Source organism: Streptomyces spongiae (assembly GCF_009377185.1).
GTDB lineage: Bacteria > Actinomycetota > Actinomycetes > Streptomycetales > Streptomycetaceae > Streptomyces > Streptomyces spongiae.
Window position 1 is genome coordinate 18332 of sequence record NZ_VJZC01000037.1, and the last position, 20276, is coordinate 38607.

12 protein-coding genes and 1 tRNA gene are annotated in these 20276 nt (G+C 69.3%); 5 read left to right on the plus strand and 8 right to left on the minus strand.

All coding sequences use genetic code 11. From position 1 onward, the window contains the following. The first annotated feature begins 24 nt into the window (after window positions 1-24). Window positions 25-279 (plus strand): GntR family transcriptional regulator, encoded by a 255-nt coding sequence (locus FNH08_RS08545; RefSeq protein WP_152770789.1) that lies wholly within the window; start codon window positions 25-27, stop codon window positions 277-279. After that, window positions 188-397, plus strand: a complete 210-nt coding sequence (locus FNH08_RS08550) for a DUF397 domain-containing protein (protein WP_152770790.1) — start codon at window positions 188-190, stop codon at window positions 395-397. Before FNH08_RS08545 ends, FNH08_RS08550 begins: the two co-directional genes overlap by 92 nt. Window positions 398-496: 99 nt before the next feature. On the opposite strand, the gene FNH08_RS08555 is transcribed toward FNH08_RS08550, so the two are convergent. The 5 genes from FNH08_RS08555 to FNH08_RS08575 form a co-directional block, all read right to left on the minus strand. Then, window positions 497-1807, minus strand: coding sequence for a hypothetical protein (locus tag FNH08_RS08555; RefSeq protein ID WP_152770791.1), 1311 nt, complete (start codon window positions 1805-1807; stop codon window positions 497-499). Between the two features lie 143 nt (window positions 1808-1950). Further along, window positions 1951-5145, minus strand: a complete 3195-nt coding sequence (locus FNH08_RS08560) for a type I restriction endonuclease subunit R (protein WP_152770792.1) — start codon at window positions 5143-5145, stop codon at window positions 1951-1953. Between the two features lie 2 nt (window positions 5146-5147). Next, complete coding sequence (locus FNH08_RS08565; RefSeq protein WP_152770793.1) at window positions 5148-6446, minus strand: restriction endonuclease subunit S; 1299 nt, start codon at window positions 6444-6446, stop codon at window positions 5148-5150. Continuing rightward, on the minus strand, window positions 6443-8452 hold the full coding sequence (locus tag FNH08_RS08570; RefSeq protein ID WP_152770794.1) for a type I restriction-modification system subunit M: 2010 nt from the start codon (window positions 8450-8452) through the stop codon (window positions 6443-6445). Before FNH08_RS08570 ends, FNH08_RS08565 begins: the two co-directional genes overlap by 4 nt. 90 nt (window positions 8453-8542) lie before the next feature. Then, complete coding sequence (locus tag FNH08_RS08575) at window positions 8543-10780, minus strand: N-6 DNA methylase (RefSeq protein WP_322724026.1); 2238 nt, start codon at window positions 10778-10780, stop codon at window positions 8543-8545. 339 nt (window positions 10781-11119) lie between these two features. Here FNH08_RS08575 and FNH08_RS08580 point away from each other — a divergent pair, with 339 nt between their 5' ends. The 3 genes from FNH08_RS08580 (at window position 11120) to FNH08_RS08590 (ending at window position 17446) form a co-directional block, all read left to right on the plus strand. Further along, the gene (locus FNH08_RS08580; protein ID WP_152770796.1) at window positions 11120-13585 is read left to right on the plus strand and encodes an AAA family ATPase; all 2466 of its coding nucleotides are present in this window, start codon (window positions 11120-11122) and stop codon (window positions 13583-13585) included. Further along, entirely contained in the window at window positions 13585-13953 is a 369-nt protein-coding gene (locus FNH08_RS08585; protein ID WP_152770797.1) for a hypothetical protein, read from the plus strand. The genes FNH08_RS08580 and FNH08_RS08585 overlap by 1 nt, the downstream gene beginning before the upstream one ends. A 100-nt stretch (window positions 13954-14053) precedes the next feature. Then, window positions 14054-17446 carry a HelD family protein gene (locus tag FNH08_RS08590; protein WP_194238422.1) on the plus strand — a complete coding sequence of 1131 codons (3393 nt, stop codon included), beginning with the start codon at window positions 14054-14056 and terminating at the stop codon, window positions 17444-17446. 248 nt (window positions 17447-17694) lie between these two features. On the opposite strand, the gene FNH08_RS08595 is transcribed toward FNH08_RS08590, so the two are convergent. From FNH08_RS08595 to FNH08_RS08605, 3 genes are all read right to left on the minus strand, one after another. After that, a tRNA-Arg gene (locus FNH08_RS08595) sits at window positions 17695-17767 on the minus strand. 732 nt (window positions 17768-18499) lie between these two features. Then, window positions 18500-19612: an NADH:flavin oxidoreductase/NADH oxidase gene (locus FNH08_RS08600; protein WP_322724024.1), complete on the minus strand. Its 1113-nt coding sequence runs from the start codon at window positions 19610-19612 to the stop codon at window positions 18500-18502. 239 nt (window positions 19613-19851) lie between these two features. Next, window positions 19852-20276, minus strand: a 425-nt coding sequence (locus FNH08_RS08605) for an XdhC family protein (protein ID WP_194238423.1), incomplete at its 5' end; no start/stop codon positions are given.

Consider the following 20276-nt stretch of genomic DNA (forward strand, 5'->3'; position numbering starts at 1 on the left):
GCTGTGGTCACCCACGCTGACGTCATGGAGCTTGACCGCACACGCCCGCTGTGGCGACAGATCGCAGCGGAGATCATCCGGCGAATCAAGAACGGCACGTATCCGCCGGGAAGCCGCGTGCCCTCCACTCTGGAAATCGCCCAGGAGTTCGGCGTGGTGAATGCGACGGCGGCGAAGGCGATGCGGCATGTACGGGAGCAGGGGTGGACACGGGGCGAGGTCGGGCTGGGGACTTTCGTCGCCGACCCCCTGCCGCACTCTCCCGAAACCCCTGCCTAGCCCAAGCCGCAGTCACCCACACATCCGGGACTCGAAGGTCCGCTCCGGCCCGGTTCTGACGGTCCCCCCCCAGGCGTGGGTCGGGTTCGTCAGGCTGGCGGCCGACCAGACCATCTGAGCCGTACATGCGTAAGCCCCGTGGTGGCCCAGTCATACATGCGGCTGGGCCACACCACCGCCCGCGACGCGAACGCGGGCTGCGCGAGCGCGCCTGTGCCTACGCGGGCAGCGCGGGGAACACGACCACCGAGCCGTCCTTGTTGCGGGCAATCTCAACGGCCACGTCTGTCGTGCGGCTGTTGACCGTGATGCCGTCGCCCAGCTTGTGAATCCGGTATGCCGCGCGCATCAGGCGTTCGACTTCACTCGTCGTGAAGACGGGGCGCAAACCGTTCGGGCGTGCCAGCTCCAGTGCCGACAGGCGTACCAGGACACCGGCGATGTTCGACTCCAGTTCGTCGAGGCGCTGCTGATCGCGTTTGAGTGCGCGGGTGAAGTTCTCGAACGGATTGCCGGGGTCGCTCTGGGCGTGCTCGACGGCCTGGAGGACGACGACCCGCCGCTTCAGCGCGATAGCCAGGGAAGCGAGTTCGAGGTGGGTGCGGAACGTGCCGCCATGGTCGTCGACGCCGGGGAACGACTTGGTCAACGTGCCGAGTTCGACGGCCTCGCCCTCGGGTAGCTTGTCGAGCGAGCTCTGCCATCGGGCAAGGCGGCCGTCGGCTTTGCCCAGCGCCGTGTTGATGGCATGCACCGCCGAGTCGAGTCCCAGCGAGAGACCGAGCTTGCCCTGGTCGAGCAGAATGGAAGTGGCTTTGTCGATGGCGTCACGGCAGCCGTCGAGTTCGCTGCGCTCGTCGTCGAGCTTCTCCTCCTGAAGTTGCTCCAGCAGTTCCGTGATGTGTTCGATGGCCTGCTGGCGCTTGCGGTCGGCGTGCGCGCTCACCCCCACCGCCACGGCCATGAGCACGAGCGGCGCGGCGACGGTGAGCGCCGCACTGCCGCCGATCGCGATGCCGGCTGTTGCACCGGCTCCACCTGCTGCGCCCGCAGTGGCCGCTCCACCGACCGGCACGAACGTCGCGCCACCGGCAATTTTGCCCGCTGTGTCCACGAGCGGACCGCGGATGCCATCGGCCACGCCTTTCGCCGCCATCGGGCGAATGATGCCCTGCCCGAGCTGGGCGGCGACCTTCGCCGGGACCACCATGCGATACAGACTTTCGCCGGAAGCGGTCGCTCTGGCCGCCGTAAGGGAACTTCGCGTCGATTGCGTGATGAACTGGGACAGGTGCTGCGCCAAAGGACTCCCGGCGTCGAGCGGGATGCCACGGCCACGGTCGATCTTGTCGGGCAGCGGATGTGCCTCAAGTGTGACGATCGGCTCGTCGGCCAGGACGGCAAGCACTCCGCGCAGTTCAGCCAGGCGCTCGGCCGTCATCGACTCGCCCGCGGTCAACCCTGGCACCCGGACGTCACCGGTTGCCAGCGTCCACACCGGAACGATTCCCTTGCGGTCGTCACTCATCGTCTCCCCTTGTTTTCCAGCAACAGCCCATGGCTGACGTCCGACAAAAATCGGCATGAACCTCGTGTACCTACGGCCGTCAGGCCGCAACGAATCGAGGCCGGAGGGCGCCCCGGCCGGCCTGTCCGACCGGGGCATACGCATCAGACGTCGTCCAGGCCCTCCTCGCGGCGGATCATCCGCCACGCGGCCTTGCGGGCGCTGCGGTCCAGGCTGGACTTGAAGCCCTTGTCGGGGCCGAAGTACTGGCGGCCCATGCCCGCGATGGTGTCGATGTGGTCGGCCATCTTGTCCGCGAAGACGTTGTCGAAGACGAGGCCGAAGTTGTCCTCGTCATTGACGACGGCCGCCGCCCGCACCTTCGGGTCGGCCTTGGCCTCCTCGAACGGGCGGATGACGTCCTGCTCGGTGAACTCGGTGCCGAAGCGTTCGTTGAACTTGTCGATCAGCTGCGAGAGCAGCGACTTCTCTGCTTCCTTCGCGCCGCCCGAGCCGTCGCCGAAGCCCTGCATCGTCGTCGGCCCCTCGGCGGTGAGGGAGACGTCATACTCGCCGGTCTTCTCCACCCGCAGATGGCTGAGGTCGATCTCGCCTATGTCCACGCCGCCGTCCGCGCGGCGCGGCAGCCGGTTGAGGAGGTAGCGGCCGTAGAGGTGCAGCCGTTCCAGCTCGGCGTCCCGGTAGGGGACGATCTGCGCGAGGAAGCCGTACTTCCTGACGTAGTCGTTGAGGTCGGCGCGGAAGCCCTCCGCCGTCTCCTGGTCGTCCTCGTCCTCGCTGTCCTGCAGCGCGGTGAAGCGGGCCACCGCGGGAGACAGCAGCCGGTACAGCTCGGCGTGCAGTTTCTCCCACTTGGACTGTGAGCCCGCCGCCTTCTCCTTGGCGGCGAAGTACGCGGCGGCGAACTCGTCCATCTCCTGCCCGGACAGGATCGCCGCCTGCATGACCCGGCTCTGCGCCGTGTAGAGCAGGTTGGGGTCGGAGGGGAGGGTCATCGCCTCCTCGAAGTACGGGCGGAAGGACTCCTGTATGTCGTTGGCGTCGTTGACGAAGTCCAGGACCGCCAGGTCCGCCTGGGACTTGCGCTCGGCGGTCCGGTTCAGCCGGGACAGGGTCTGGACGGCCGAGATGCCGGTCAGTGTCTTGTTGACGTACATCGTCGTGAGGAGCGGCTGGTCGAAGCCGGTCTGGTACTTCTCCGCCACGACGAGGATTTTGTACTCGCGCTGGCCCGCCCCACCGGCTCGGGCAGCCTTGTCGTCGGCGCGCGTGTACGCGAACGCCTTCGGCAGTGCGCTCTCCGACAGCCCGCCGTTCTCCTTCGGCTCGGTGGTCTCCTCTCCGTCGACGGTGAGTGATCCGGAGAAGGCGACGAGGACACCCAGGTCGGGGTACTTGGTGTCGTAGTCCCGGTCCTTGATGTAGCTCTTGATGGCGCGCGCCATGTGCACGGCGGACTCCCGCGTTCGGGTCACCACCATCGACTTGGCCCGCCCGCCGAGACGGCCCCGGCTGTGCGCCACGAAGTGCTCCACGATCACCTGGGCGTGCTGGGCGACCGTCGAGTCATGGGTCAGCGCGTACCGGGCGAGCAGGCCGTTCGCCTTCGACGGGTCGACCTCCCGCTCGTCGGGGTTCTGGTTCACCAGCTTCCAGTACGTGTTGTACGTGACGTAGTTGCGCAGCGGGTCGAGGATGAAGCCCTCCTCGATCGCCTGGCGCATGGAGTACGTGTGGAAGGGCCGGTAGGTCGCTTTGCCGTCGATGTCCTGGAGTGTGCCGAAGAGTTCGAGGGTCTTGGCCTTCGGCGTGGCCGTGAACGCGAAGTAGGAGAGGTTCGCGGCGCGGGAACGCTGCTCGGCCCGCTTCTTGAGCCGCTCGTCCAGGGTGGCGTCCTCGGCCTTGACCGCGGTCGCGCCCGCGTCGTCCGAGTCGGAGTCCAGGCCGAGGTCGCGCAGGGCGGCCCGTACGTCCTTGGCGGCGTCGCCGGACTGCGAGGAGTGGGCCTCGTCCACGATGATCGCGAAGTGACTGCCCCGGATCTCGGTGGGGTTGCGCTCGATGTACGAGATCAGCGCCGGGAACGAGTGCAGGGTGACGGTGACGATCTTTCCGGTGTCGCGGGAGAGGGCCTTGGCGAGTTGCTCGCCCTTCGCACCGTGCTTCTCGTCGATCTTCACGACGAGGCCTGCGGTCTGCTCGAAATTGCCGACCGTTTCCCGGAGTTGGGCGTCCAGGTTGCGGCGGTCGGTGATGACGATGACCTTGTCGAAGACCGGAACACCGGGCTTGAGGCCCTTGGCGATGGCCTCAGCGTCGAGTTCGCGTGGGTCGGTGGGGGTGTGCAGGTCGCTGAGGCGGTGCGCGAGCCAGCCGATGGTGTTCGACTTGCCCGAGCCGGCCGAGGCCATGACCAGGTAGTCGTGTCCCGCGCCGTGGGTGGCTGCGTGCGCGGTGAGCTTCTTGACCACGTCCCACTGGTGGAACCTGGGGAAGATCATCGTCTTGGTGGTGCCGCGGCCGGGCGTCTTGCTCTTGTGCAGGTGCACGAACCGCTGGAGCAGGTCCAGCCAGTTGTCCGGCTGCCAGACCTGCTCCCAGAGGTAGGAGGTCGCGTACGTGCCGTAGGCGGTGGGGGCGGGGTTGCCTGCGCCGCCCGGCTGACCGGGGCCGTTGGAGCCCGTGCTGAACGGGAGGAAGCGGGTGTTCTTTCCCTTGAGCTGCGTGGCGACGAAGACCAGGTCCGGGTCGACGGCGAAGTTCGCGACGACCCTGCGCGTGAAGATCAGCTCGGTGGGGTCGCGGTCGGTGCGATACTGCTCCTTGGCCTGCTCCACGCCCTGCTTGGTCAGCGGGTTCTTCAACTCGGCTGTGGCGACCGGGATTCCGTTGAGGAACAGGGTCAGGTCGAGCCGGTTGCCCCAGTCGGCCTGCTTGGTCGCGTATTCGAGTTCGCGGACGACGGTGAGGCGGTTGGCCCGGTAACCGTCCAGCACGGAGTCGTGGGCGACGAGGTTCGGCTTGAAGTATGCGACGCGGAGGAGGACGCCCCGGTCCTTGACGCCGTTGCGGAGCGCGTCGAGGAGGCCGTTGGTGGCGATGGCCTGGTCGAGCCGACTGGCGAACCCGCGCTGCGCCTCGTTCGGGTCGCCGCCGTAGACGGTGAGGAGTTCGTTCCACTCGTCGGGCTGGGTCTCGCCGATGAAGGTGAAGAGTTCGTTGGTGTCCAGACCGAGATCGGCCCGGTAGTCCTGCGAGCGCGCTTCGCGCCAGCCACGCTCGACCATGGCGGCGACGATGGCGTCCCCGAAGGCGGACTCCGTGTGGATGGGGCTCATGGCTATGCGTTCACTCCGTCCGTCACGTTGCGCCCGCTGGCAGTGGATACGTCGAACTGGCCGGTTACGGCAGCGGTGATGAGGGCTTGGCGGCGTTCAGACAGCCCCTTCTGTGCGGTGTTCAAGAGAGTGCGTGCCTTCGCCATGTCGCTGATCTTCCGACCGGTTTCTCGAATCATGCTCTGGCCGTCGTGGGGGATCGGAATCCTGTACTGCCGGAGTTGTTCTCCTGTTAGGTGAGGGATGGTCGCAAGATTTCCACTGGCGTCGAACACTCCGCAGGCCTTGGCGAATCGCAGCCAATACATGAGCCATTCAACGGGGACTTCGCTGGATTGCCGCACGCGGTGGAGTGACTTTTGGAAATAGCACTCTTCAATCCGACCGTCCCAGACGGCCGCTTCGGCCACGCCGGCACCGCCTTCACAAACCAGCAGATCGCCGGGAGCCACTGAGTATCGGCGGACTTCATCTGCCTCGAAGTGCATAGAAGCCATGTCTGCTGTGTTGATTTCGTACCAGTGAACGTTTGCGTTGCGCAGATAAGGGTGCAATTTCTCCCCAGAGGCCCGCTCAGCGTTGAGCATTTTTCCGAGGTCGGTGGAGTAGTAGGCATAGACGGGGCCGATGGACCAGTCTGCCGGGATGTGTGGGAGCCATGGCCAATCCGTTGGCCTCCCCCCTTGGCTCGTAGCGCCGCCAGAGAGCATGTGCCTGATGACCGCCAACTCGCGCTCTTCCAGGAGGGAGAGCTGGGCATCACGGGCGGCTGTCAATCGGCCGATGCGGGCGATCTCGGTGTCGAGGTAGTCGGCGATGCGGCGCTGCTCCTCCAGCGGGGGCAGCGGAACCTCGATCGCGCGGAAAGCATCCCAAGAGATGTCGAACTGGTTAGGCGGTTGGTTCTTGCCAAGGCGTTCGTACTCGGCAACCAAGTGGCGTGACCGCAGCAGGTGATGAAGGAAGCGAGGTTCGCCGAGTTGCGGATTAATCCCCATGACCCAATAGGCCGGGCTGGTGATCCCGTTCCAGGGGGACATGCCAACGGAGCCGTGCGGTTTACCCAACCGATTCATGATAATGTTTCCAGGCGCTACGACCTTGTACGCTGTGAGATCTTCGCTTGCGGCGGGGCGTCCGTCATTTGCGCTGCGCTGGGTAACGCCGGAGTGCAGATTGACTCCGAGTAGAGGCAGGTCGGGGCGGTTGTCAGCCTTCGACTGCGAAAGCAGCGAACGGAGCGCAATGATGTTCCATCCGCGGGTGTTCCCGTTCGCTGCGATTGCGCCCTCCAAGCTCATTCCGTCACCTCACCCAGCAGCGCCTGAATCTCCGCCTCCAGCGACTTCAACTCCGCGTCGATCTTCGCCAGCGGCCGCGGCGGCGTATATACGTAGAAGTGCCGCGTGAACGGGATCTCGTAGCCGATCTTCGTCTTCGTGTGGTCGATCCACGCGTCCGGGACGTGCGGCAGCACCTCACGCTTGAGGTAGTCCTCGACGTCCTCTCCCAACGGGACGTTCTCGTAGTCCCGCAGGTCCGCATCCGGCTCCGCTGCGCCCTTGACCTTCTGAACCTCGCCCTCCGGGTCCCGTACCCCGACCGCCTCCCGTACCGCCTTCGCGAACGGCGCTCCCGACGGCCACGTCAGCCCGGCCGCGACCACCGCGTCCTTGAGCGCGATGAACGCCTCGGACTTCGTCGCCCAGGACGAGCCGAGCAGCGTACGCACCGCCGCTACGAATTCCTCGCTCCGCTCCAGCCTCGCTACCGGCTTGGCCTCCGCCAGCGCCGCCAACGTCTCCTCCGTCACCTCGAAGCGCAGCTTCAGCGGCCGCTCGACCGTGATCCGCTGGTAACCGAAGTCCTCGTTGGCGAAGACCTTGACCTTGCCGTGCAGCGGGTGCTCCGCGTCACCCGCGACCTGCAGCGCCTCCGCGTACAGCCGCGTGATGTCCCCGATGTGGTCGGGGCGGCCGTTCGTCCCGTCGCCGAGTTCCTTGCGCTTGTCGCCCAGCGACTTGCGCATCTTCACCCACTGGTCGCGCGCGTCGAGCAGCACGACCTTGCCCTTGTGGTCCTTGTCCTTACGGTTCGTCAGGATCCAGAAGTACGTGGAGATGCCCGTGTTGTAGAACAGCTGGTCCGGGAGGGCGACGATGGCCTCCAGCCAGTCGTTCTCCAGGATCCAGCGGCGGATGTTGGACTCGCCGGACTCGGCCGCGCCGGTGAACAGCGGGGAGCCGTTGAAGACGATGGCGATGCGGGAGCCGCCCCCGCCGCTGACGTCCACCGGCTTCATCTTCGAGATCATGTGCTGGAGGAAGAGCAGCGAGCCGTCATTGATGCGCGGCAGACCCGCGCCGAAGCGGCCGGCGTCGCCGAGTGACTTGTGCTCGTACTCGACCTCCTCCTTGACCTTCTTCCACTCCACGCCGAACGGCGGGTTGGCGAGGATGTAGTCGAACTTGCGGCGGGCGTGGCCGTCGTCGGAGAAGGAGTTGCCGAAGCGGATGTTCTCCGGGTCCTGGCCCTTGATCATGAGGTCGGACCGGCAGATCGCCCAGGACTCGGGGTTGAGCTCCTGCCCGTACACCTCGACCGTCGCGTCCGGGTTGAGGGCCTTGATGCGGTCGTCGGCGGCGCTGAGCATGCCGCCCGTGCCGCAGGCCGGGTCCATGACCGTGCGGACGACACCCGGCACAGTGAGGGCGTCCGCGTCGGGCGCCACCAGCAGGTTCACCATCAGCTTGATGACCTCGCGCGGGGTGAAGTGCTCACCCGCGGTCTCGTTCGACTGCTCGGCGAAGCGGCGGATCAACTCCTCGAAGATGTAACCCATGTTGTGGTTGGGCACGACGTCGGGGTGCAGGTCGAGGTCGGTGAACCTGCCGATGACCTGGTAGAGCAGGTTCGCGCCGTCGAGCTTCCTGACCTGCTGGTTGAACTCGTACTTGTCGAGGACCTCGCGGGCGTTGTCCGAGAAGGCGCCGACGTAGATCTGCAGGTTCCTCGCCGCGTTCTGCGGGTCGGCCGCGATCTTCCGCAGCGTGAGGTCGCTCTTGTTGTAGAAGGAGTGGCCCGAAGCTCTGCGCAGGAAGTGGCCGGTGTCGATGTCCTGGCCCGCGAACCTGGTGACGGTCTCGACGACCTTGTCGCGCGTCGGCTCCAGGACGCACTCCAGGCGGCGCAGCACCGTGAACGGCAGGATGACCTTGCCGTAGTCGGACTGCTTGTAGTCGCCGCGCAGGAGATCGGCGACGGACCAGGCGTGGTTCGCCAACTCCGTGTGCTTGCTGCTGTTCAAGAGGTCCCGGCTTCCTTCCGAAGAGCGCCGTCCGGGCGGGGGACGGCAGGGATCCAGTGTGGTCGTACGCGGTGGGACGCGTGGGGCGTTTCAGACAGAACGGCTGCCCGGGGCGCCCGACGTATCCGGGCTGCCCGGGGTGTCCGGTGGCAGGAGTACGCCGGCGGTGAGGCCGGTCGTCAGGGTGGCCGCGGTGTCGGCGGCGAGGTCGGCGGTTCGGCGGACCACCGCGCGCAGCTCGTACACGCGGCGGAACGCCTCCCCGTAGCGCCGCTGTTCCTCCAGCGGCAGCAGCGGTACGCGCAGGCGGCCCGGTGTGACGTGTACGAGGGTGGAGCCGGTGGACGCGGAGGCGATGTTGTCGTCGGCGCCGAGGAACCCGGCCAGGAACCACGGGTCGAGGCGGGCCGGGTCGGGGCGCAGGAGGTGGATGTGCTGACCGAGCAGCGCTCCGGCGTCCCGGTCGTCCGCGACCCGGGTCATCGCGGACGCGTTGCCGCTGCCCGCGACGGCGCGGACGAGGACGTCCCCGGCGGCGACGGGCTGTGCGGCGTCGGCGTGGAGGTCCACGGCCCCGCCGGACGGGGGGTTTCCGGTGGAGACGTCCTGGGCGGTGAGGACCGGCCGGTCGACGGCGGGGGCGGCGGAGCCCTTGGAGCCGCGGGTGCCGGGCGGCGCCGCCCGCAGCACGGTCAGGGCGCCGCCGCGTGCCAGGTCGGAGACGGTCGCCGTACGCCACTCGCGGGCCGAGGCCCCGGACGGCTGCCAGCCGCCGGACGCGGAGGCGGATGACAGGGCGGCGACCTGCTCGGCCAGTTGGTCGTGCAGGTCGTGCGCGCGCCGGGCCAGGGCCGCCGGGTCGATGTCGGCCGCGGTCGCCCGGACATGGCGGGCCGGGGTGACGTCGACGACGTCGTCGAGGAGGTCGACGAGCGGCACCGCGCGGGCGACGCCGGGCTCGTCGGCATAGGTGTCGGGGGCGGTGGTGAACGCGGCCCACTGGCCGAGGACCCGCTCCGTCAGCCCCGCCCAGTCGAAGGTGGTGGCGGAGGCCGAAGAGGCGGGGGCGGAGGCGGCGGAAGCGGAAGAGCCGGACCGGCGGGAGCGCGGGCCGCCGCGGGAGCCGGCACCCGCCGTCGCCGTACCGGTGGCGGACGGCGTGCCCGCAGCGCCGTCCCGCTGCTCGCCCTCCCCGTCGACGAACAGCACCGTCGTACGGTCCGTGCCGCCCGGCTCGGGGCGTTGGAACACCCAGATCTGCAGGCCGATGTGGAGCGGATACGCGGCACGCACCGGAAGCGAGACGACAGCGCGCAGGGCCCCGCCGCGGATGAGTTCCGCGCGGACGCGGCGGCCGGAGGAGCGGAAAGCCAGCGCGGGCGGCAACAGCATGACCGCGTGGCCGCCGGGCTCCAGGTGTGCGAGGGCGTGCTGCACCCACGCCAGTTCGGACTCGAAGCGCGGCGGGACCCCGTACGCCCACCTCGGGTCGTAGGCCAGCTCGTCGTGACCCCAGTCCCGGTCGGCGAACGGCGGGTTGCACAGGACGGCGTCCACGGTGACGTCGGGGAAGGCGTCGGCGCGCAGGCTGTCGCCGACGCGGATCGCCGTCTCGGCCTCGGGTGCGGCGATCAGCAGCCGGACCGCGGTGCGTTGGCCCTGGACGGGGAGCGAGTCCTGCCCGAACAGCTCCCGCGCGCCCTGCCGTGCGGCGGCGGCGAGGAGCGTACCGCTGCCGCAGGCGGGGTCGAGGACGCGGGACACGTCGGCGGGCAGGAGCCGTGCCATGAGCCGGGCCAGGCCCTCCGGGGTCTGGTAGACGCCGCTGGCGGCGCCCTCGTCCAGTTCGCGTTCGGCGAGGACGTCGAGGGCGGCCTGGGCCCCCGCCTCACGGACGCACCCCAGCAGCGCGCGGACCGCGCCCGCGTCGTCCGGGCCGTAGTGGACCGGCTCGGCCTCGGGCACGGTGGCCGGGAGCTCGCCCGCGGCCTTCTCCGCTCGGGCGAGCAGCTGGTCGTCGGGCACGGCGGCGAGTTCGGCCAGCTCCTCCTGCGTACGGCGGGACGCGGCAGCCACCAGCGGGAAGAGTCGCGCGGCCACCCCCGAGCCGGGCCCCAGCAGCCGTAGTGCCGTCCGCAGCTCCTCGGTCGGAGAGGCGGCGGAGGTGTGACCGCGGCCACGCAGCCATGCCTGGACGGCCGACAGGTCGTAGAGCGGGCTGGCCTCCGTGCCTGCGCTGGGCGCGGGGAAATCGTCGTGGCGGCGGCGCCAGTTGCTGACGGTGGCGCGTGTGACCCCCGCGATGCGGGAGATCTCGGCGGCTGTCACGTGTGCGGAGGGCGCCGGTCGGGCTGGTGGCTGGGGCATGGCGTGGAGTTCCGCACCTCTCGGGCCAGTCGGACAGGGACGGTTAACACATTACAACAGTCGTCAAGTTCGTCAAGCTGTTTGACAGTGCTTTCACGGCTGTGCTTATCTGGTCACGCTTCCGGATGGAAGCATGGCCGTGACTCCGCAACCTCACCGTGAAGCGTCCTGGCGCCGTACCGCGCCACGCATCCGATCTCTCCCGGTCCTTCTCGTCGCAACGCCATACCTCGGGGCCGTCCACTTCGCGTCCATTCCGCACCGCAGTCGCCACCCACCGCACACACGGGAGGAACCCGCATGACCGTGACGGAACAGCCCCGGCAGAACGCACACCACCCCAACGACCCCGCCCGTCCGGCCCCGTCCGACCAGCCCGCGCCCGTGGCCGGTCTGGTGGAGACCCGCCTGGCGGAGGAGGCGCTCAGCGAACCCGTGAAGGTGCTCCTGAAGGAGGCCATGGGCGACGGCGAGCCCCGGGGGACCTCCCCTGCCGGCCGGATCTACCTCGAGTCCGTCGCCGTCGCCCGGTTCCGTGGCATCGGACCGCGCGCCTGGCTCAAGCTCAGCCCCAGACCCGGTGTGAACCTGGTCGTGGGTCGCAACGGCTCCGGCAAGTCCAGCATCGCCGAGGGCATCGAGACGGCCTTCACCGGCGTGAACATGCGCTGGCAGGGGCAGCACGCGATGCGCAGCAGCAACTGGCGCAACCTCCACGACACCGACGGCAGGCCGGAGATCGAGGTCAAGCTCGCCGTCGAGGGCGACACCGGCCGCAGCACCCTCACCCGCACCTGGGAGGGCGACGACTTCGACGCCTCCCAGGCCGAGCTGAAGCGCCCCGGGCACGGCCGCGTCCCCCTCGACCAGGCGGACTGGAAGCAGGACCTGCGGGACTTCCGGCCCTTCCTGTCGTACGTCGACCTCGACCGCATGATCAGTGGCAAGCCCTCCGAGATGTACGACGCCATCGCCACCATCCTCGGCCTGGGGCAGCTCAGCGCCGCCGACGGCCGGCTCCGCCAGGAGGCCAAGGCGCTCGAAGACGCGGACAAGGCGGCGAAGGCGGAGCTGCCGGGCCTCAAGGAGGCGCTGTACGAGTTGGAGGACGACGAGCGCGCGGTGCAGGCACTCGTCGCCGTCGACACGGCGGGATCGCCCGACTTCGAGACTGTTGAAGCCCTTGTCGCCGGTCTGCCCGCCGACGGGGACGATGGCCTGCTCGCCGGGCTGCGCGCCGAGGCAGAGGTGCAGGGGCCCGAGATGGTGCAGGTCCACGCGGCCCTGGACCGCCTGCGCAATGCTCTCGCCGATGTCGAGGACCTGCGCGGCACCGGCGCCGAGGACGCCCTGCGGCGTGCGGAACTCCTCGAACGGGCTGTGGCGCACCACGACCGTCACCCCGATGCGGCCGCCTGCCCCGTGTGCGGGACCGACGGGATGCTGGACCCGGCATGGGCCACGGACGCCATCGCCCAGATCGCCGCACTGCGACAGGAGGCGGAGGCGGCAGCGGGTGCGGGCAGCGAACTCCGGTCGGCCGCGCGGGCCGTGCAGGACCTCGTCCACACGCCCCGACAGATCCCCGCCGCCCTGGCCGACCCGTGGCGCGCCTGGACCGCCTGCCGGACGATCAGTGATCCCGGCGAGCTCGCCCAGCGCGCCCACGAGGCCGCCGCGACCCTGGCCGATGCCTGCGCCGCGGTCAGGCAGAACGCCGTCAGGGAACTGGAGAAGCGGGACGAACGCTGGCGCGGGCTCGTCACCCGCCTGGCGGGCTGGGCGGAGAGGGCCCGTGCCGTGGAGGCGAACAAACCCCGGCTGCGGGACATCAGGAAGGCGAGCACCTGGATCAAGACGTTGGCCGCCGAGTTGCGGGAACAGCGGATGGAAGGCTTCGCCGACCAGTCGCAGCGCATCTGGGAGCGGCTCCGCCAGGAGAGCAACATCGATCTCAAGGCCGTGAGCCTGAAGGGCAGCGAGAAGGCCACCGTCCGCAAGCTCGTCATGGATGTCACCGTCGACGGCGAGGAGGCCTCGGCTCTCAGTGTCATGAGCCAGGGCGAGCAGCACTCTCTCGCGCTGTCTCTGTTCCTGCCTCGGGCCGCCACCGCCGACAGCCCGTTCGGTTTCATCGTCATCGATGACCCCGTGCAGTCCATGGACCCCGCCAAGGTCAACGGACTCGCCCAGGTCCTGCACGAGCTCGGCGAGCACCGGCAGGTCGTCGTCTTCACCCACGACACCCGGCTCCAGCGGGCGTTCACCAGCCAGGGTCTGCCCGTGACGGTGTTCGAGGTCGAGCGGGCCAAGTCGTCCAAGGTGAAGGTCAAGCCGGTGACCGACCCGGTACGGCAGGCACTCGACGACGCGCGGGCCCTCGCCAGTACCGGTGACCTGCCGTCGGCGGCACGGACCCACGTGCTGCCCAGCCTGTGCCGTATCGCCCTGGAGAACGCCTTCCTCGAAGCCGCCTGGATCCGGCATCACCGTTCCGGCGCGCCCGAGGACGAGCTGCAGGCCGCCGTCGGCAGCGCCGACAAGCTCATGAAGGTCGCGGCACTGGCCCTGTTCGGCGACGCCGGCCGGACCGGCGACGTCTACCGGGAACTGCGCACCCTTTGCGGACCGCGTGCTGTGGACCTCCTCAAGGAGTGCCAGAACGGCGCCCACGCCACGGGAGCGCAGATCACCGACCCCCACCGCTTCGTGGACGACATCGAGATCATGGCGCAGAAGGTGCGCAAGCCGGGGGTGACCGCGTGATGAGCACTCCCACCACCTCGGTCGAGGAGCTCCTGCTGACGGCGGATCAGCTGCTTGCCGCCCGTACGGGCGCCACGGCCGCCGGCCGGCACCGCGGAGCCTCCCTCGCTCTGCGGACCGCCCTGGAGCTCTCCATCGACCGCGTGCTCGACGCCGCGGTGCCAGGGCTCGCCGACACCACGATGCGGGCCAAGATGCTGTGCCTCCACTGCTACACCGCGGCGGAGACCGCTCGCCGCACCAACGCCGTCTGGTCGCACCTCTGCCTGGGATGCCACTACCACCAGTACGAGATCGGCCCCACGCACGACCAGGTTCGGGTCTGGCGGACGGAGGTTGGCGAGCTGGTCGGGACGTTGACCATCTGACTGTTTGTTACCAGCAGGTCTCTGATAGTTACTTCGACGGGGCCGGGCGTATGCCCGTCGCAGCGCCCTCCGGGGCGTTGCAAGGGGAGGGGACATGTACATGGGCACCACCACGCGCGACGAGATCATCGCCGTCGAGCAGAAGGCAGTGGACCGCGCCTACGACTGTTACGCCGCGCGGCTGGCCGAAATGACCGGGGGGTCGGTCGCCTCGGCCTCCGCGAGCGGCAAGGACAGTGTCGCCAACCGTCTCGCGGCCGAGGAGCGAGCCGCAGCGTACGGAGGCCTTGGCAAGGCTTCGCTGGTCATCAGCCGCGTGGACGTGCAGGACGGCCCAGGTGGGGAACCCGAAACCTGGTACGTCGGCCGGCGTGCCGTTTCCGACGTTCAGACCCGCGATACCGTCGTCGTGGAGTGGACCAACGAGCTTGCCAAGAAGTGGCTCGACGCGCTGCCGGACGCTCCGGGGGAGGTGCTCCTGCGGCGGCGGCTGCACTGCACGCAGCGCGTCGTCGAAGGCTATGCCGACGACATCACCGTCACCGTCACCGTCCCCGCCCCGCGGCCGACCGCGGACGACGCCGATCCGCAGTCCGCGGCGGCAGACTCCACCACCGACGCACAGCGGCCTGATACGGCGCGGCCCCCCGTCCTCACCCCCGCCGACGTCGCCCGTCTCCATCGCCAAGGTCCCCAGCAGCCCGACGACTTCCTCCTGCGCGAGCTTCAGCGCTCGCGCAGCGGCAGCATGCGGGACATCGTCGAGACCATCCGCCGCGACCAGATGGCCCTGGTCACCGGCTCGCCCTCCGACATCCTCGTCGTGCAGGGCGGCCCGGGTACCGGCAAGTCGGCGGTCGGCCTGCACCGCGTGACCTGGCTCGTCAACAACGGGCACTTCAAAGCCCAGGACGTCCTCGTCGTCGGCCCCCATCAGCGGTTCCTGGACTACGTGAGCCAGGTGCTGCCCACGCTCGGCACCCGGAACGTCAACGCCGTGCAGGTGACCCGTCTGTGGGACGGCGAGGTCCTCGGCACCGACACCCCCACGGCGCGGATGGTGAAGTCCGATGAACGCATGGCGGCCGTCCTGCGGCGGCGCGTCGAGGGCGAGTGCCGTCCCGAGGCCGTCGACGAGTTCACCACCACTGCTTCTTACGAGGGGGCCAAGCCGGAGCTCACCGTCACCGTCGGCAGCACGACCCTGCGCGTCCCGCGCTCCGAAATGCTTTCGCTCCTCGAAGAAGTGCGCCAAGGCGACGGCTCCTACCGTGAGCGCCGCGACCGCTTCCGCGGGCTGCTCGTCGACCGCCTGCTGCGGGAACTCGTCGCCGTCGCCCCTCGCCGCAGCCGCGACGACACGATCCGCCGCGACCTGGAACGCAACCGTCAGGTCGAGCGCCTCATCGAACGTGTCTGGCCTTCGCCCGGCGCCAGGGAAGCCCTCCGCACCCTGTACGACTCCGAAGACCTCCTGCGTACCTGCGCCGAGGGCATTCTCGACGCCTCGGAGCAGGCCGCTCTGCGCCGTCCTCGGGCCGACACGGCCGACGCCGATCCCTGGACACTCGACGACCGGGTCTGCCTCGAAGAACTGCGGTATCTCATCGCCGGGGAGACCCCGCAGCGGTACGGGCACATCGTGGTCGACGAGGCACAGGACCTGACACCCATGCAGGCCCGCTCCCTGCGCCGGCGCTCCGCCGCGCAGGGCTCCATGACCATCCTCGGCGACCTCGCCCAGGCCACCGGCCCCCACACCCACAGCGACTGGGACCGCCTCGGCACCCTCCTGTCCGACCACGGCGACTGGCGCGTGGCCGAGCTGAACACCAGCTACCGCGTGCCCGCCGAAATCATGGAGTTCGTCGCCCCCCTGGCCCGTACCGTCGCCCCCACGCTGCCGTACCCGCAGGCCGTGCGTGCGGCGGGAGAGGACGCTGTGCGCACGATCGCGACCGAGCCGTGGAAACTCCTCGACGACACCGTGGCCCAAGCCACCCGCCTCATCGGCACCAGCGACGGACACACCCTGCGCTCCGTGGCTGTCATCGTCCCCGACGACTCCGGCTGGCTCGACGAGATCAGTCACCACCTGGACCTGGCCGACGGCATCACCGCGCATGGGCGCGAGGCGGTGTCCGTGCTGGCCGCCGCCCAGGCCAAGGGCATGGAGTACGACCACGTCCTCGTCGTCGAACCCGCCACCATCGCCGACCGGGGCCCGGCCGGCCTGCGCCAGCTGTACGTCGCGCTCACCCGCAGCACCCAGAGCCTGACCGTCCTGCACACGTCCCCGCTCCCGGAGGCCCTCACGAACACCGACGGCAGCAGTACCGAACCAGCACCTGCCGAAGGCGAACCAGGCATGGCAGACGCTGACGTCCCTGACATCGGTACGGACGTCCGAGTCCGCGTGACCGGCCGGGCACCCGGTGGCCGGTACAGGGTCAAGGCCCTGTCTCCCGCGATCGACGTCGCTCTGGTCCTGACCGTCCGCCACGGCTCGGTGCCCCCGCATCCCGGCGCGGTAGTGGACTGCTGGGTGTTCGCTCACGAGACGAACCACTGCCTGCTCACCGCGGACCAGCGTGGCCGCCAGCCCATCTCCCCCACCATGGCGGATCGGTATGTGGCGGCGCTCAGCGTCTTCGACGACCTGACCAACGGTGACGGAACCATTCCGGAGAACGCCCGTGATCGCCTGTCCGAGCTCAAGGGCATGGCCAACCGCGTCCTCCGCCGTGACCAGGCGGACTGGGTGGACGTGCGTCGTGTGCTCGGATCCCCGGACAAGCACCGCCTCAGCCTCCTGCGCGACCTGGCGGCGCACACCAACCGCATGCTCAAGGACAACAACCTGGACCTGAACCGACTCCAGGCGGACCTGGCACGCGCCGACTGGGCCCAGGCCCTGAACGCGGCCCGAGAGGCGCTCCAGCACCGCCGGTCCACCCCGGGCGAACCGGAAACCGAGAGTGCGCCCGCCTCCGTCGAACAGCCGTCCGAGCAGAAGGAAGCAGAGCCCGTGACCTCCGAAGGCATGCCCACCACGCCAGCGCCAGCCACGCCCGCCAAGGGACTTCTGCACTCGCTGGAGACCACGGCGGCCACCGACCGCACATGCAAGAAGCACGAGGCGGTGCGCCATGCTCTCAAGGCGGCTCTGCTCTGGGCGGACCTGCAGCCGACCGACTCCCCGGTCATCGATGTCAGCCGCACAGGGGAAGACGGCCACTTCCTCTACGAGGTCCTCGGTGCCGGCCACTCCACCTACGCCGACCTCCGCTCGGGAGCCACCCGCCTCCTGGAGATCAACCACACCCTGCCCGCTCCTGCCGACCGCCTCTACCTGGTGCTCTCCGAACCGCCCGCCGAGGACTGGTCGGCTGACACCGTGTTCGGTGTCTTCGGGGTTCAGGTCCTGTGGCGCACCCCCGACAGTTGGGGCGGCCACGACGCGGAAACCGCCCTGGGCTCCGGAGAGGCGTAACCACTTTCGACAGAAGCGCGATTCTTCCGTGCGCGCTCGTGCGCTCCTTGGGTGCCTGAAGCGGAGCCAGAGCCCGATGGCCCGGAGAAGACCGGGCCGGAGTCCGTGCCGGATGATGCTTATCCGCTGGAGAGATTTCGGGGATCAACTCTCCGTCCGCTCACGCAAACGGCCCCGGACGAGGAGTCCGAGGCCGAGCACGAGCCCTCCCCGGGGCAGAAACCCCAGGTCAGAGCGGTAGCGCGATGTGCCCCCGGCAGGATTCGAACCTGCGACACCCGCTTTAGGAGAGCGGTGCTCTATCCCCTGAGCTACGAAGGCGAGGGCTTGTAGAAAACCTTGGAGAAAATCCAGGAAGTGGATCTTCGGCGAGGATCACAAGCCCGCTGGTCGGACACGGTGCGACGTCCTCTGCGGTGTTGCCTGAGCAGACAGCGCGACGTACCAACGGCCGACCAAGGACAGCGTAGCGGATGCGCGCCAGCGAGCGTCGTTGGTATAGGGAGCAGACGACGAAGGTGGCAGGCAAGAACGTCTCTGACCTGCTGCTTCTGTGGTCTTCGCCGATTGCCTGATGGACGCTGAGGGGTCAGGGAGCGAGGGCGGAAGGACCGTTCTGTACTCTGCGTCAGCTTGTGGGGGTACTTGGCGCTGCCTCGCGGGGCCTGGCCTGACAGGCCGCCCTGTTCGTGGACGTGGCGGTGGCTCGGTGAAGTTGGACGATTGCGCAGTCCTCCCCGGTTTGAGAGCCGTCCTGGACGTGCCTGAACGGTCGGCTCAGGCCCGCCCGCAGCGGGCAGGGAGCGTGAGGACCCTCTTGCGGTGTTGATGGCGAAGCGCCGACCGGCGGGGTCGTCACGGCTTCCGTGTGAAGATCAATATGTGGGGTCGAGTCGAAGTGGGTCGCGCCGTTGACCGGGTTCGGGGCATTCGGCTTGGCTGCCTGCGCGATGCCGTCCTCAGAGGGCGATGCCGTCCCCAGGGGCGAGGCCGGTCGGCTCGGCCCTCGTATAGCGACGCGGGGCGTGTGCTGGTGCGGCGGGTGCTGTTCTCTCAGCGCTTGCCGCTCCGTCGTACGGCGTAGCCGTACTGCTCGGGCCAGCGGGGCTCGGCGCCGAGTTCGAGGGCGGCGTGCTGGGGCCAGTACGGGTTGCGCAGCAGTTCGCGGCCGAGGAGGACGGCGTCGGCCTGTCCGGTGGCGACGATGTCCTCGGCCTGGGCGGGCTCCAGGATCAGGCCTACGGTGCCGGTGGGGATGCCGGTCGCCGCACGGGCTTGGGCGGCGAAGGGGACCTGGTAGCCGGGCGCGACGGGGATGGTGGCGTCGGCGACCATGCCGCCGCTGGACACGTCCAGCAGGTCGACGCCGTGCGCGCGCAGTTCCTTGGCGAGGCGGACGGTGTCGTCGCCGGTCCAGCCCTCGCGGTCGTCCTCGGGGTTCTCGGTCAGCCAGTCGGTGGCCGAGGTTCGGAAGAAGACCGGCAGGTTCTCGGGCCACACCATGCGTACGGCGTTGACGACCTCCAGCGCGAAACGCAGCCGGTTCTCGAAGCTGCCGCCGTAGGAGTCGGTGCGGTGGTTGGCGGCCGGGGAGAGGAAGGAGTGGATCAGGAAGCCGTGGGCGCCGTGCAGTTCGACCACCTGGAAGCCGGCGGCCAGGGCGCGCTTCGCCGACTCGGCGAAGTCGCGTACGAGTTGCTGGATCTCGTCCGGAGTGAGCTCGTGGGGAGCGGGCCGTCCGGTGAACGGCTCCGGGCTGGGGGCGACCGGCTGCCAGCCGCCCTCCGTCCGGGGTACGAACCCGCCGGTGAGCCAGGGCTTGTCGACGGAAGCCTTGCGGCCGGCGTGCGCGAGCTGGATCGCCGGGACCGAGCCGTGGGAACGGATGGCCGCGGTGACGCGGGCGAACGCCTGCTGCTGGCGGTCGTTCCACAGGCCCAGGTCCCAGGGGGTGATGCGTCCGTCGGGTCGTACCGCGGTGGCCTCGGCCATCACGAGACCGGCGCCGCCGGCCGCCCGGCCGGCCAGGTGGGTGAGGTGGAAGTCGGTCGGCATCCCGGTCTCCGGGCCGTCGGAGGCGGCGGAGTACATGCACATCGGGGATGTCCAGATGCGGTTGGGGATCTCGAGTGACCGCAGGGGCAGGGGGGTGAACAGGGCACTCACGGGTGGTTCCTCATCGGTTGGGTCATGTCTGTCGGCCTCGGGCGGCCAACGCCTTGGGTGGCGGGGGTCGCCGCGTCTCTCCGGGGGCGGCTGCCGGGTGCGTCGCCGACCCCCTCGCCGCGTGGACGGTTCACCGCCCACGCGGTCATCGCCCGGCTCCTGCGGCGGGGACCCGTCACCCGAGGGGGTGCCCGTCTGCGAGTGGCGGGCACCTCCGTCGTGCTGCGGCGGTCTGGTCGTCACGCGGCTGTCCGTGCGGCCGGTGACAGAGCGCCGGGGGCGGGGTGGATGGGGCCGGTGCCGTGGGACAGGGGCAGGCCGGTGCCGTGGTTGGTGTGGGCGATGATCTCGGCGGTGATGGAGACGGCTGTTTCCTCGGGCGTGTGGGCGCCGAGGTCGAGGCCGATCGGGGAGTGCAGGCGGGTCAGTCGGTCGGCGGGTACGCCGGTCTCGCGCAGCAGGGCCAGGCGGTGGTCGTGGGTGCGGCGCGAGCCCATGGCGCCGACGTAGCCGACCGGGAGGTCGAGCGCGAGGCGTAGGAGAGGGATGTCGAACTTGGCGTCGTGGGTGAGGACGCAGACGGCGGTGCGGGCGTCGACCTCGGTGTGTTCCAGGTAGCGGTGGGGCCAGTCGACGACGACTTCGTCGGCGTGGGGGAAGCGTG